Consider the following 14121-nt stretch of genomic DNA (forward strand, 5'->3'; position numbering starts at 1 on the left):
GCGGGGGGGGAGCCGCTATCCGGCCGGAACGCCTTCCGGCTCCTCCTCCGCCACGTCCGTCCCGATCCCCAGCGCCGCGTCCCGGGCCGCCTCCACCTCGCGGCGGAGCAGCCGGAACCACATGAAGACCACGAACCCGGCGAAGACGAACCACTCGCAGGTGTAGCCGAGGTTCTGGAACGCCTTGAGGTCGAGTCCGCTGCCCTCCGCGGCGGCCGGGGGCACGGCCTTCAGCGGCGCGGAGGTCTCGCCGAGCGTGATCCAGCCGTCGTAGACCGGGTACGGCACGATGTTGACCAGCGAGGCGGCGCTGATCATCCCGAGCTGCCCCGCGGGCAGACCGCCGCTCGCCTGCACCCCGCTGGTCCCGATGTTCTCGGACGCCTGGAGGGCGCCGGTGACGGTCACCTCACCGGTCGGCGGGGCGGGCACCTCGGCGGTGTCGGCGGGGTTGTCCGCGTCGCCGGGCAGCCAGCCGCGGACGACCGGCAGCGCCTTGCCGCCGTCGGTGCGCAGCGGCGTCAGGACGTAGAAGCCCGGGCGGCTACCGGCCTTGCGGTCGAGGGTCCGGTCCGGGACCAGCAGCTGGTGCCGGGCGTCGTACGTGCCGCGGGCGCGGGCCTGGCGGCCGGAGGTGACCTGGTCGACCGGGAGCAGACTGTCGATCGGCCGGGCGGCGGCCGTCTCGGCGGCAGCGGCCCGGTCCGCCTGCTGCCGGTGCGAGTCGACGCGATCCTCGAAGCGGCCGAGCTGCCAACTGCCCATGAAGATGCAGACAGGGATCGCCAGCACGGCGAAGACGTTGATTCCCCACCACCGCGGGGTCAGCAGGAACCGGTACACGCCGTCTACGGTACGGGGCCCGCGCCCGGCGCCCGCACCGCCCCCTCACCGGGCGGCGGGGCGGCGGCCCGCACGGCGACCGGTCACTTCCCGTTGAGCACGCCGGTCCGGTAGACCGTTCCGGCGCAGGCGTCGGTGAGGGTGGCATCGGCGGCGACCGGGTCGCCGGAGTCCGGGGTGTGGCTGAGCACGATGGTGCCGGACGCGGCACCGCCGCCGCCCGAACCGCCGCCGCTCCCCCCGCCGGTGTCGCCGCCCTGACCGCCGCCGTCCTGCCCGCTGTCGTCGGCGGCCGGGGCGTCCGAGGGGCTGGAGGGGGAGGCCGACGGCGAGGGCCCGGAGCCGTTGCAGCCGCCGGACGCCGGGATCCAGGCGAACTTGACCTCGTACGCCTGCCCCGGCTTCAGCACGAGCTGGTCGGGGGCGGTGGCCGGGTCGGGCAGCCCGGTCGCCTCGTCGCCGCTGGTGTGGTCGACGACATGGATACGGCCGGTGTCGGCGGTGCCCTGCGCCACGACGTCCACGGTCCCGGCGCCGTCGACGGAGCAGGGCGTGGCCGAGGTGTTGACGACGCGGAAGGCGCCGTAGACGCGCCCCGCGGAGTCGGCCGGGGCGACATTGCCGGTGCCCTTGCCGAGCTGGTCCCGCCCGCACGCCGGGGAGGAGACGTCGGTCGTCTCGTACGGGTCCGGGCTGCCCGCGCCCGGGCCGTCCCCGGGGTGGTGGGGCTCGGCCGAGGTGCCGTGGCCGCCGGCGGGGTGGCCGGTGCCGCCGTCCGCCGCGCCGCCGCCGGCGGGCTGCCGTCCGCGGGTGGTGGTGCCGCCGTCCGGGGCGCCGTCGGTGGCGCCGGTCTGCCGGTTCCCGGCGGCGTTGGCCGACCGGTCGCCGGGGGCGTCGTCGAGGTGGGCGACCTGCACCATCGCCGGGATGGAGGTGCCGCCGAGCAGCAGCGCCGCGGCCGCGCCGACCACGGCGTGGCGACGGCGGCGGCGCCGGGCGGGGACCGCGTGCCGGATCTGTTCCAGGGCGTCCGGCGCCGGTTCGAGGTCGCCGACGGAGGACTGGAGCAGCCGCCGCAGCGCCTCCTCGTCGCCGACTCCGTCGCCGCCGGGGGTCCGGCCGCCGGGCTCGGTGTCTCCACCGCTCCGGGCCCAGCCGGGAGCGGCGTGAGCGCCCTCCCCACTTCCGGAATACACGAAATCTCCGGCACCGTCCGGGCCGCCGGGATCGCCCGCCCCGGAGTGCGCACGGGCCGGGTCGACGGGGTTGCCGTTCATGCCGGTGCCTCCATCGCGACGCGGAGCGCCGCGATACCGCGTGAGCCGTACGCCTTGACCGAGCCGAGCGATATCCCCAGCGTCTCGGCGACCTGCGCCTCGGTCATGTCGGCGAAGTAGCGCAGCACCAACACCTCGCGCTGGCGGCGCTGGAGCCCGCGCATCGCCCGGATCAGCTCGTCGCGCTCCAGCAGGTCGTAGGCGCCTTCCTCGGCGCTCGCCATGTCCGGCATCGGCTTGGAGAGCAGCTTGAGGCCGATGATGCGGCGGCGCAGCGCGGAGCGGGAGAGGTTGACGACGGTCTGCCGCAGATAGGCGAGCGTCTTCTCCGGTTCGCGGACGCGGTTACGGGCGGAGTGGACGCGGATGAACGCCTCCTGGACGACGTCCTCGCAGGAGGCGGTGTCGTCGAGGAGCAGCGCCGCGAGACCGAGCAGGGAACGGTAGTGGGCCCGGTACGTCTCGGTGAGGTGGTCGACGCTGGTGCCGGTGGCCGCCGAGTCGTCGGAGTCACCGCGCTGGTCGGCGTCGCCGCGCGGGGCGGGGAGTTTGCCGGGCCGCGTGGTGGGCCAGGGCGCGATCACCGGCATGCCCCCGGCGCCACGGGCGTGCGGCGGGCGCACTGCCGCGCCCGCTGCGCCCACCGGGGCGATCGTGAATGCGAGAACCTCTGCCACGCCTGTTGGACACGCATCTCCCCGTCAGGGTTGTACGCGCACGCCACCGTCTCCGGTGTCGCGTTGTATGCCCTCATTGCGCCCCAGCTCTTCCTCGGTGCCCCATTTATCCCGACGCGTCCGCTCCGGCCTCAGCTGTGCCGGGACCGCCGCCGGTACGCCGCGACCGCCCCTGGCGCCGTGCACCCCAGGAGCCCCGCCCACCCACGACGCCCCGCGGGGCAGGACCCAAGACGCCCCGCTCCCGACCGCCGGTTCCCGGACGGTTCCGAGCCTCCCGACCGGACGCACCGAAACGCCTCTGACCAGGCACGGGACGCCGGAAGCCCCGACCCGATCACAGAACCTTCACACGTTTCACAAGTATGTCGCAGGGGGGTGACACCGCGACACCCGAATCCCGGAACGCCTTTTCCCCGACCGGCCGGTGACGCCCCCGGGACGCCCGGCGCCACCGCTCCGCGCCCGGCACAAAAGCGGGCGGTCCGCCCCCGCGTCACGCGCGGGAGCGGACCGCCCGGTCCGTGCCGGTGGGTCAGCGCCCGGTGCCGCCGTAGACCACGGCCTCGTCGCTGTCCGTGTCGAGGCCGAAGGCGGTGTGGACCGCGCGCACCGCCTCGTTCACATCGTCGGCGCGGGTGACGACCGAGATACGGATCTCGGAGGTCGAGATCAGCTCGATGTTCACCCCGGCGTTCGACAGCGCCTCGAAGAACGTCGCGGTGACGCCCGGGTTGGTCTTCATGCCCGCGCCGACCAGGGAGATCTTGGCGATCTGGTCGTCGTAGCGGAGCGAGTCGAAGCCGACCGCCGCGCGGGTCTTCTCCAGCGCGGCGACGGCCTTGCGGCCCTCCGCCTTCGGCAGCGTGAAGGAGATGTCCGTCAGTCCGGTCGAGGCGGCCGAGACGTTCTGGACGACCATGTCGATGTTGACCTCGGAGTCCGCGATGGCGCGGAAGATGCGCGCGGCCTCGCCCGGCTTGTCCGGCACACCGACGACCGTGACCTTCGCCTCGGAGGTGTCGTGTGCGACGCCCGAGATGATTGCCTGCTCCATCGGCTGGTCCCCTTGCGGTTCGTTGCTGACCCACGTGCCCTTGAGCCCCGAGAACGAGGAGCGGACGTGGATCGGGATGTTGTAACGGCGGGCGTACTCGACGCAGCGGTGCAGCAGCACCTTGGAGCCGGAACTGGCCAGCTCCAGCATGTCCTCGAAGGAGATCCAGTCGATCTTCCGGGCCTTCTTCACGACCCGCGGGTCGGCGGTGAAGACACCGTCGACGTCGGTGTAGATCTCACAGACATCGGCGTTCAGCGCGGCGGCCAGCGCGACGGCGGTGGTGTCCGAGCCGCCCCGGCCGAGCGTCGTGATGTCCTTCTTGTCCTGCGAGACACCCTGGAAACCGGCGACGATGGCGATGTTGCCCTCGTCGACGGAGGTCTTGATGCGGCCGGGCGTGACATCGATGATCCGCGCCTTGTTGTGCACGGAATCGGTGATCACACCGGCCTGGCTACCGGTGAAGGACTGCGCTTCATGACCGAGGTTTTTGATCGCCATCGCCAGCAGCGCCATGGAGATTCGCTCTCCGGCGGTCAGCAGCATGTCGAACTCGCGCCCCGATGGAATCGGGGACACTTCCTGAGCGAGATCGATCAGCTCGTCCGTCGTGTCGCCCATCGCCGAAACCACCACGACAACCTGGTTGCCGTTCTTCTTGGCCTCGACGACTCGCTTGGCAACGCGCTTGATGCCCTCGGCATCCGCAACGGATGAGCCGCCGTACTTCTGCACGACAAGGCCCACGTGCGCTCCTCGCAACTGTCTCTTCGGGAGTTTCCTCCCGGACCCCCGGAAATGGGGGTACTGCGGTCGACTCAGTTTAACGAGCAGGCGGAAACCGCCTCGCCGATACCGCATGGTGAGACACAACGCTCAACCATCGATCATCTTCTGACGCCGATGATCACCGTGTCCCGCGGCGGCTCCGCGCGGCGCCCCGTCGCGCCCGCTCGGCCAGCACATGCCCGCTCCGGCACGGGGCACACGGGAACGTAAGCCAGGTCACACACCGCCACGGCCTCGGCGCACACGGTTTCCGCCACCCCGGAGCCGCCCCGCGCGCCCCTCCGGCACCGCCCCGCGCACCGGCCACGGACCAGGCACCCCAAGGGCTCCGCCCCCGCTTCGGCCCGGCCGTACGGCGACGACCGGGCGCGGCGGCTCAGGCCCGGTCCAGCCCCAACGGCCCGGCGATCTCCGCCGCCATGACCTTGCCCGCCTCCTCGGCGAGCCGCTCCTCGTCGCCCCCGGCACCGCTGTCGGTGTCCAGCCCGTCGAGCGCGTCCAGCGGCTGGTCGAGGCGGACGTGCGCGACCAGCGACTGCAGCGCCCGCAGCGACGCCGACGCGGTCGGACCCCAGTTGGTGAGATAGGAGAACTGCCACCACCACAGCGCCTCGCTGACCCGGCCTGCCCGGTAGTGCGCGAGCCCGTGGCGCAGATCGGTGACGATGTCCGCGAGGTCGTCGGAGATCCGGCAGGCCACCGGCTCGCTGCGCGGCACGTACGGATCGAAGACCTCGGAGTACACGTCGACCGGGTCCAGCAGGCGGGCGAACTGCTCGCGCAGCTCGTCGGCGTCCGGCTCCGGGCCGCTGTCCGGTTCGTAGCGCTCGTCCGGGACGATGTCCTCGTGGGCGCCGAGGCGTCCGCCGGTGAGCAGCAGCTGGGAGATCTCCAGCAGCAGGAACGGCACCGCGCTGTCCGGCTCGTCGCCCTTGGCGACCTCGGTCACCGCGACGATGAAGCTCTCGATCGAGTCGGAGATCGATACGGCGAAGTCGTCGGGATTCTGCGTCGCGTTGTGCAGCGTGGCATCAGACATCGAGAAGTCTCCTCCCTTCGAAGGCCCGCCCGAGCGTGACCTCGTCGGCATACTCCAGGTCTCCTCCGACCGGCAGTCCGCTCGCCAGTCGCGTCACCTTCAGCCCCATGGGCTTGATCATGCGCGCCAGATACGTGGCGGTGGCCTCGCCCTCCAGGTTCGGGTCGGTGGCCAGGATCAGCTCGGTGACGGTGCCGTCGGCGAGCCTGGCCAGCAACTCCCGGATCCGCAGATCGTCCGGCCCCACGCCCTCGATCGGGCTGATCGCCCCGCCGAGCACGTGGTACCGGCCGCGGAACTCACGCGTCCGCTCGATCGCCACGACGTCCTTGGGCTCCTCGACCACGCAGATGACCGCCGGGTCGCGGCGCGGGTCCAGGCAGACCCGGCACTGCTCCTCCTGTGCGACGTTGCCGCACACGCTGCAGAACCGGACCTTCGCCTTGACCTCCATCAGCGCGTTCGCGAGCCGACGGACATCGGTCGGCTCGGCCTGCAGGACATGGAAGGCGATCCGCTGCGCGCTCTTGGGACCGACGCCGGGCAGCCTGCCCAGCTCGTCGATCAGATCCTGAACCACGCCTTCGTACACGGAACGTCTTCTTTCTCTTCTGCCCTGCTCAGTACGCTAGTTGGCCACCGCCGGAAAGGGGAGACCGCGGCCGGACCCGGGCCTCAGAAGGGCAGGCCGGGGATGCCGCCGCCGAGGCCCTGCGCCAGCGGGCCGAGCTTGCTCTGCTGGAGCTGCTGGGCGCTGGCGTTCGCGTCCCGGACGGCCGCGAGCACCAGGTCGGCGAGGGTTTCGGCGGTCTCCTCCGCGGAGTCGACATCGACCGCCTTCGGGTCGATGACCAGGCTCTTCAGCTCACCGGAGCCGGTCACCGTCGCCTTGACGAGGCCGCCGCCCGCCGAACCCTCGACGGGCGTCTCCGCCAGCTCCTGCTGGGCGGCCGCAAGGTCCTGCTGCATCTTCTGGGCCTGCTGGAGCAGCTGCTGCATATTGGGCTGACCACCGGGGATCACGACGTGACTCCTGCCATACGACAACGATTGGTGCGGTAGCCCGAGCCTACGTGCTTCCCGGGACCGGCGCCTTACGCCGTACGGACGAGCCGCCACACATACGCCCGGCCCGCTCCACCGCCCGCATCCTCCCCCTACGGGGTGAACGGAACGGAGCCGTCCGACCACCCGCGGCGGTACGGACGGCGGCCCGCACACCGGAGCCCGCGCGCGGCGGCCCGACGGCGCCCCGCAGCCCCACCGGGCCCGGGACGCCCGGCCGTCTCACTCGTTGTTGAACTCCTCGACGACCGTCGCGCCCAGCTCCCGCACGATGAGGTCGTGGCCGCTCAGGGCGGAGTCGACGAGATCGGGGTCGTCCTCCTCCGGCATGTCGTACTCGACGGAGACCGGCGGCGGCTCGGGCGAGACCTCGGGCTCCGCGGAGCGGCCGCCCGGACCGCCGGACGACGGCGCCGACACGGCCTCCCGCGCCATCCGGGCACCCTGACCGCCACCGGAGGCGCCGCCCCCGGCCGCCGGGCCGGACTGCGCGGGCGCGGACGGCGGCGGGCCGGTCTGCGCGGGGCCGCCGTAGCCCCCGCCCTGACCTGCGCCGTAACCGCCACCCTGGCCGCCGAAGCCGCCTCCGCCGCTGCCGCCGCGGGCACCACCGGTCGGCGGGTTGGTGCCGCCCGACGGGTCGACGATGGCCTCCACCCGCCACTGCACCTGGAACGTCTCGGCGAGCACGTCCTTGAGCACGTCCTCGCTGCCGCCGTTGGCGAAGCTGTCGCGCGCCCCGGCGTTGGGGAAGCCGATCTGGAGGGTGGTGCCGTCGAAGCCGGAGACCTGGGCGTTCTGGCTCAGCAGGATCCAGGTGAAGCGTCGGCGGCGCTTGACCGCGTCCAGGATCTGCGGCCACATCTGCCGCACCTGCGCCGCGCCCTGCCCGCCCCCGGCCGGGACCTGCGGTGCGGGCGCCGCCGCGGCGGGCGGCTGCGGAGCCGCGGCGGGCGCGGGGGCGGACGGCCGCGCCCCCTGCCCCGGAGCCGCGGCCGACGGCCAGCCCCCGGGCTGCCGGGCTGCGCCCTGGCCCGCGCCACCGCTGCCGGGCCAGGCGCCGGGCCGCGCGGGAGCCGGAGCCTCGCCCGCCGGGGCGGGCGCCGCGTCCGGCGCACCGGCCGCCGGGCCACCCGTGGCACCGGGCCAGGCACCGGCGGGACGCGCCTGCTCCCCTGCCTGCTCGGCCGCGTGCGAACCGCTCCGCGGCGCCGCACCCTCCACGGGGGCGGCGGCCGGGGGCTGCGCCGCCACGGGCGGAGCCGCGGCAGGCGGAACCGCGGCGGGCTGGGCCGGGGCGGGAGCGGCCGGAGCGCCGGTCGCCCCGCGCACCGCGGCCCGCGCCGCCGCCGGGCCCGACGGACCCGCGGGCGGCCCCACCGGATGGGCCTCCGGCCCGGGCACGTACCCGGCGGCGGGGCCACCGCCCTCGATCACCGGCGCACCGCCCCCCGCGAAGGCGGCCCCGCCGCCCCCGGCAGGCCCGGCCGCACCGACACCGCGCTCCAGCCGGTCCAGCCGGCTCTGCACGGACCGCTCGTCGTCGTACGCCGCGGGCAGCAGCACCCGGGCGCAGATCAGCTCCAACTGGAGACGGGGCGAGGTGGCGCCGCGCATCTCCGTCAGCCCGGTGTTGACCAGATCGGCGGCGCGGCTCAGCTCCGCGGCGCCGAACACGGACGCCTGCGCCGTCATCCGCTCCACGACATCGGCGGGAGCGTCGATCAGCCCCTTCTCCCCCGCGTCCGGCACCGCGGCGAGAATGACCAGGTCACGCAGGCGCTCCAGCAGATCGGCGACGAACCGGCGCGGGTCGTTGCCCCCCTCGATGACCCGGTCGACGACCTCGAAGGCCGCGGCGCCGTCCCCGGCCGCGAACGCCTCGACGATCGCGTCCAGCAGCGATCCGTCCGTATAGCCGAGCAGCGCCGTCGCCATGGCATACGTCACACCGTCGTCCCCGGCACCGGCGAGCAGCTGGTCCATGACGGACATCGAGTCACGCACCGAACCGGCACCGGCGCGCACCACCAGCGGCAGCACCCCGTCCTCGACCGGCGCCGACTCCCGCTCACAGACCTCGGAGAGGTAGTCCCGCAGCGTCCCGGGCGGCACCAGACGGAAGGGGTAGTGGTGGGTACGCGAGCGGATCGTCCCGATGACCTTCTCGGGCTCCGTCGTCGCGAAGATGAACTTCAGATGCTCCGGCGGCTCCTCGACCACCTTCAGCAGGGCGTTGAACCCCGCCGAGGTGACCATGTGCGCCTCATCGATGATGTAGATCTTGTACCGGCTGGAAGCGGGCCCGAAGAACGCCTTTTCCCGCAGGTCACGGGCGTCGTCCACACCACCGTGGGAGGCCGCGTCGATCTCGATCACATCGATCGAACCCCGGCCGTTGCGCGCCAGGTCCACACAGGACTGACAGGTGCCGCACGGGGTCGGGGTGGGGCCTTCCTCGCAGTTCAGACAGCGCGCCAGGATGCGCGCACTGGTCGTCTTGCCACAGCCGCGCGGGCCACTGAACAGATACGCGTGGTTGACGCGGTTGTTCCGCAGGGCCTGCTGGAGCGGATCGGTCACGTGCTCTTGCCCGATGACCTCGGCGAAGGTCTCGGGTCGGTAGCGGCGGTACAGCGCGAGGGACGACACGCATACGAGGTTATCGGCCCCCACCGACAACCGGGTCGCCCGCAAACGCAAACGCCCCTCACGCACCCGCCAGAGCCGACCTACCCTTGCTGCCTTCCGGCCCTGGGGGAGTTCAGTCAGATAGCGCCACGTGAGGGGCTGCGCACCACAGTAGCCGATCCCCGCCCCCGAACACGACCCGCCCCCACCTGCGACTCCCTCCCACCCCCACCCGGAACCCCACCCTCCGGATCATGGTCGCGAGCACCCCTCAACGTCTTGTATTGTTTGCGGCGGAGGATTCGCCTAGTGGCCTAGGGCGCACGCTTGGAAAGCGTGTTGGGGGCAACCCCTCACGAGTTCGAATCTCGTATCCTCCGCCAGTGCCTCACCGGGCACTACCGAAGGGCCCCACCGCTTGCGGTGGGGCCCTTCGGCGTTGGTGGGCTCAGGCGCGCGGAGCTTCGGCATGACCGGCGCCCCCCATCAGAGACCTCGCCACCGACGCCTTCCCCCTCTTCGGTGAGGGGAGGAGGTGGCCGAATCCGGTCGTGCAACCCCTTGTGTGTACTTGCATGCGCTCCCCTGCGCTCTCCTAGCGTCCAACGGCTCACGTCACACAGCGACGACAGAGGGGCGCCGTTGAACGAGGACGAAACCAAATCCATCGCCGAGATCCTGAACGAACTGGGTACCACCTCCCGCATTCAGGTCCGCTCGTCTCCCGGGCTCGCCTCCGAGGTCGACAAGGCGGCCGCGGACGAGGACAAGAAGCGCGAGGAGGACGGGCGGGGCCCGCTGCGTAGGCGCACCGACTACAGAGACGTTCGGAATGCGCCGCGATCGCTGCCACTCACCCCTTGGCAAGTCCTGCACGCCATCGGTCTCGGCGCCGCGGCGGCCCGCCAGGGGGCCGGGCGAGGACTCGCCGAGCACTGGGGCAGCCTGCGTTACAGCCAGGCGCTGGAGGCGAACCGGGGGCAATTCCTGCAGTTGTCGTCCGAGGGGCGCGATCTGCTGCGTTTCTACAAGGCCACGCAGTCCGGGGAGATCGGCACCGGCTTCGCCTCACTGCTGGCCGAGCACATCGTCAGGTCCCGGTACCCCGACCACTCGGTTTCCGTTATCCCGGCGGACATCGCCCTGAAAGCCGGCTGGACCCTGCGCAGTTCCGGTACCGGGCCTCGCCCGGAACCGTTGACGCGGCGCCCCCACTTCTTCGTCGAAGCCTGGCGACCCGGACAGCCGTCCAAGATCTTCCTGACGTCCTCGAAGGGGACGCACAGCAGCGTTCATCAGGTGTACAAGCAGCTCAGCACCGCCAGCGCCCACGTGGAGTCAGTCCATATCGGCCCTTACGCCACTGTCCCCTACTTCCTCATAGGCACCGAGATTCCCGCCAAGGAGAGTCTCGCCCTGCATGTTCTGGAAGCGCCGGGCACCACTCTGCTCCGCCCGTCCGGCGAGGAACCGGGAGCCGACCTCGACCTCGCGCTCAGGCAGGAAGAGTTCATACCCGATGTCGTACTGCCCACCGAAGGCGACAGGGCGACCGTTCCCGGGTTCCAGGTACTGCCCGGCTCCTTCGACTGGTTCAGCATCGTGCTGGCCCGTACGGAAGCAGCCGCCCTCACCGCCTTCACCGGAGGCGGCAAGCCCACCGCTCAGTACCTGACGAGGGAGCAAGGGCGGCGCCACTTCCACCAGGGCACCGGCACCGGCGCCAAGACCGACACCGACACCAGCACCAGCACCAGCACCAGCACGGCCAGGATGTGGGACGCGGAGCACCGCATCCACGACATCGACTTCGTCGGTACCGATCACATCTATCGCCTCAACCGCACCCGGGTGGAAGCGTTTTCCGGACTCAAGAGAAGTCTCTTCACCCATCTCTACCGCGGGCACGTCAACGAGTACCGCCGCGAGGTGCACAGCCTGCGAGGGCAGTGGCCGCAGCGCAGCACGGCGGAGGGCTGGAACACGGTATCGATCCGGGCCGACGGGACGGTGCTGGCCATCCGCCTCCGGGACGAGTGACCCAGGAGCCGACGGAGGCTCCTGATTGCGGCTGGGCATCCAGAGCTCCTGACGAACATCCGTACGAGCATTCGGGACGTGGGTAGGGGGCAACCCCTTGCAAGTTCGGATCTCCCGTCCCCCGCCAGCGCCCCACCGGGTGCCGCCGAAGGGTCCCATCGCTTGTGGTGGGGCCCTTCGGTGTTCTTGGGCCTTGCCTCGTCCCTCGCGCCCTCCGTTCTGCCGGGTGTCCCAGGGGTCGGCTGCCGACGGGAACCCCGTCGTAGGTTCGGGTTTTGTTTCGAGTGTTACGTGGGGGCAACAGTTCGTGGGGATTGGGAGCCGGTGTGATGGTGGGGGACTCCTCTTTTTAATAGGTGAGGGGAGTGGGGGCTTCAGGGGCGGGGGTTTGGAAGGTGGGCTTAGGTGAAGGGGTGTGTCGATGGGGGGAGCGACACGCCGGGGAATTGCCTTGATCTCTCTCGGCGGAGCTAGCGGAATGTGAAGTTCCATTCACATCTTCGAGGGTGCGGGAACGCCTTGCCCCTCACCTCCCGTCCACCATCTGAACAGCCAAGAAACGCAATCCAGAAAACCGGGAAGTAACTTGACCCCGTCGTCGATCTCTTGCTTTGATCAACGAACACCGACTCGGCGTCGGCGAGCGAACTTCGGTATGTGAGAGGTCTCGCCGTACCCGCCGTCGTCGGGGATCCGCGCTTCCGCCGCACGCGGGACGCGCGGGTTCCGTGCAGTACACGCCAGGGGGAACGGGCAGGTGGGCACGGGGTGGACGACGCGTGTGCACCGCCTCCACATCCAGGGGGAGCGGCGCGCGGCGGCCCACACCGTCCGGGGCGACGAAGGCCACGGAGCGCCGTGCCCGTAGCGCATTCCCGCGTCGATGCGTACTCGCCTCACCGGGCGGGGCGCAGGAGCGCGCGGATGCCTTTTCTTCCGGTGACATTTCCCGTGCCCGTATCCATTCACCCGTATCCATTCACCCGTATCCCGGCTCCTGCCGGTAATCCGTTGTGTCGATCCGAGGAGACGTCATGCCTGTTTTCGAGTCCGGTGAGAAAGCGCGTCGTATCTTTACCGACCTTTTCCAGATCCTGCTGAAGGATGACACCTTCACCGCGCGCATGCGGGAATCCGGTATCACGCTCCACCTCATCCAGGTAAAGCCCGACCTGGAGCTGTACATCACGCCCGACGGCGTACAGGACGGACCGCCGACCGAACCCGCCGTCATACGGATAAAGATGAGCAGCGACACCGCGCACAGCCTCTGGCTCGGAAAGCTGCTGATGCCGGTGGCTCTCGCCACCGGGAAGGTGCGCATCAAGGGCAGCGTCGCCAAGGTCCTCGAATTCGTCCCGCTGCTGCGGCCCGCGTTCGACCGGTACCCGGAGATCGCCGCGTCCGAAGGTCTCCCCGTCTGAGTCCGCGTACTCCCGCGCCCATCCCGTACACCGAACAACGAAAGAGCACTCCCTCACCATGAGCAACACTGCCAGCCTCGGCCCCGTCGACTTCCTCACCGAGCCCCGTCAGATCCAGGAACTCCGGCTGCACGTCCGGGAGTTCGTGGAGAAGGAGGTGCGGCTCCGGGTCGCGGAGAACGACCGTGCCGCGGCGGAGGACTTCGACTGGGAGCTGGTGCGCAAGGGCCATCAGGCCGGTCTGCTCCGCCTCGTCGTCCCCAAGGAGTACGGCGGTCTCGGTCTCGGCGTCCTCGGCGTCGCCGTGGCGCTGGAGGAGATAGCCGCCGCCTGTGCCGGTACCGCGTTGATATTCGGCGCCACCCTGCTGGGTCAGGCGCCCGTCCTGCTCTCCGCCGACCCGAACCTCCAGTCCCGCTTCCTGCCGCTGTTCTCCGGCGACGAACCGGTGCTGGCCTGCAACGGCATCACCGAGGACGCGGCCGGCTGCGATCTGCTCATCCCGGAGAACGCCGAGCACGCCCGGGACGTCATGCGCGCCCGGAAGGACGGCGACAGCTACGTCCTCAGTGGCCGGAAGCGGTTCATCACCAACGCCAAGGTGGCGGAGTTCGGTTCCGTCTACGCCAACCTCGAAGGGGAGCCGGGGGCCACCGGGCTGACCGCGTTCATCGTTCCGCTCGACTCGCCCGGCGTCACCCGTGGCCCGGTCGCCGACAAGATGGGCTACCGCGCCTGTCTCGGCAGTGAGCTGATCTTCGACGAGGTCCGGGTGCCCGCGGAGAACCTCGTCGGCGGCGAGGGCAACGGGATGCTCATCAACATCCAGCAGATGAACATGGCGCGGGCGACCGTCGCCGCCCTCTCCACCGGTATCGCCCGCGGCGCCTTCGACATCGCCAAGGAGTGGTGCGGCGAGCGCGTACAGGGCGGGGTGCCGCTGTACAAGCACCAGTTCAGCGCCCGCAAGCTCGCCGAGATGGCCGCCAAGGTCGAGGCGTCCCGGCTCATGTACCTCCAGGCGGCGCAGGCTGCCGACACCGAGGTTCCCGCGCCGGTGTTCCCCCCGGCGGCGGCGAAGCTCTTCGCCGACCGCACCGCCATCGACGTCACCCAGGAGGCCATGTCGCTGATGGGGGCCCGCGGTTATCTGCGGGAGTACGGCATGGAGAAGCTCGTCCGGGAATCCTTCGGCGCCCGGATCTACGAGGGCACCCCCGAGGTCCTCGCGCTGGCCATCGCCGAGGACCTCTACACCGAAGAGGACTTCTGATCA

General features: G+C 71.2%; 11 protein-coding genes, 1 tRNA gene and 1 other RNA gene. 4 read left to right on the forward strand and 9 right to left on the reverse strand.

The features are described from left to right. Positions 1-15: 15 nt before the first annotated feature. From IF23_RS0119970 to ffs, 9 genes are all read right to left on the reverse strand, one after another. Positions 16-843, reverse strand: a complete 828-nt coding sequence (locus tag IF23_RS0119970; protein WP_030285541.1) for an SURF1 family protein — start codon at positions 841-843, stop codon at positions 16-18. Between the two features lie 83 nt (positions 844-926). Beyond that, positions 927-2120, reverse strand: coding sequence for a hypothetical protein (locus tag IF23_RS0119975; RefSeq protein ID WP_245655036.1), 1194 nt, complete (start codon positions 2118-2120; stop codon positions 927-929). After that, positions 2117-2797, reverse strand: a complete 681-nt coding sequence (locus IF23_RS0119980; RefSeq protein ID WP_078654102.1) for a SigE family RNA polymerase sigma factor — start codon at positions 2795-2797, stop codon at positions 2117-2119. The genes IF23_RS0119975 and IF23_RS0119980 overlap by 4 nt, the downstream gene beginning before the upstream one ends. A gap of 535 nt (positions 2798-3332) precedes the next feature. Beyond that, on the reverse strand, positions 3333-4604 hold the full coding sequence (locus IF23_RS0119985) for an aspartate kinase (RefSeq protein WP_030285545.1): 1272 nt from the start codon (positions 4602-4604) through the stop codon (positions 3333-3335). Between the two features lie 418 nt (positions 4605-5022). Beyond that, complete coding sequence (locus tag IF23_RS0119990; RefSeq protein WP_030285546.1) at positions 5023-5685, reverse strand: DUF5063 domain-containing protein; 663 nt, start codon at positions 5683-5685, stop codon at positions 5023-5025. Beyond that, positions 5678-6277: a recombination mediator RecR gene (gene recR, locus IF23_RS0119995; RefSeq protein WP_030285547.1), complete on the reverse strand. Its 600-nt coding sequence runs from the start codon at positions 6275-6277 to the stop codon at positions 5678-5680. The genes IF23_RS0119990 and recR overlap by 8 nt, the downstream gene beginning before the upstream one ends. 83 nt (positions 6278-6360) lie before the next feature. Further along, positions 6361-6708: a YbaB/EbfC family nucleoid-associated protein gene (locus IF23_RS0120000; RefSeq protein ID WP_078654103.1), complete on the reverse strand. Its 348-nt coding sequence runs from the start codon at positions 6706-6708 to the stop codon at positions 6361-6363. Positions 6709-6972: 264 nt separating this feature from the next. Then, positions 6973-9402, reverse strand: coding sequence for a DNA polymerase III subunit gamma and tau (locus IF23_RS0120005; RefSeq protein WP_030285549.1), 2430 nt, complete (start codon positions 9400-9402; stop codon positions 6973-6975). 44 nt (positions 9403-9446) lie between these two features. Next, an RNA gene (ffs, locus tag IF23_RS32840) (signal recognition particle sRNA small type) lies at positions 9447-9545 on the reverse strand. Positions 9546-9676: 131 nt separating this feature from the next. Here ffs and IF23_RS0120010 point away from each other — a divergent pair. From IF23_RS0120010 to IF23_RS0120025, 4 genes are all read left to right on the forward strand, one after another. Further along, a tRNA-Ser gene (locus IF23_RS0120010) sits at positions 9677-9764 on the forward strand. A gap of 259 nt (positions 9765-10023) precedes the next feature. After that, a complete protein-coding gene (locus IF23_RS0120015) occupies positions 10024-11421 on the forward strand; it encodes a hypothetical protein (protein WP_030285550.1) in 1398 nt (465 codons plus the stop codon). 1034 nt (positions 11422-12455) lie between these two features. Then, complete coding sequence (locus IF23_RS32170) at positions 12456-12845, forward strand: hypothetical protein (RefSeq protein ID WP_051739727.1); 390 nt, start codon at positions 12456-12458, stop codon at positions 12843-12845. Between the two features lie 58 nt (positions 12846-12903). Continuing rightward, positions 12904-14118, forward strand: coding sequence for an acyl-CoA dehydrogenase family protein (locus IF23_RS0120025; protein WP_030285554.1), 1215 nt, complete (start codon positions 12904-12906; stop codon positions 14116-14118). Positions 14119-14121: the final 3 nt, after the last annotated feature.

The organism is Streptomyces catenulae (assembly GCF_000718015.1).
GTDB classification, from domain to species: domain Bacteria; phylum Actinomycetota; class Actinomycetes; order Streptomycetales; family Streptomycetaceae; genus Streptomyces; species Streptomyces catenulae.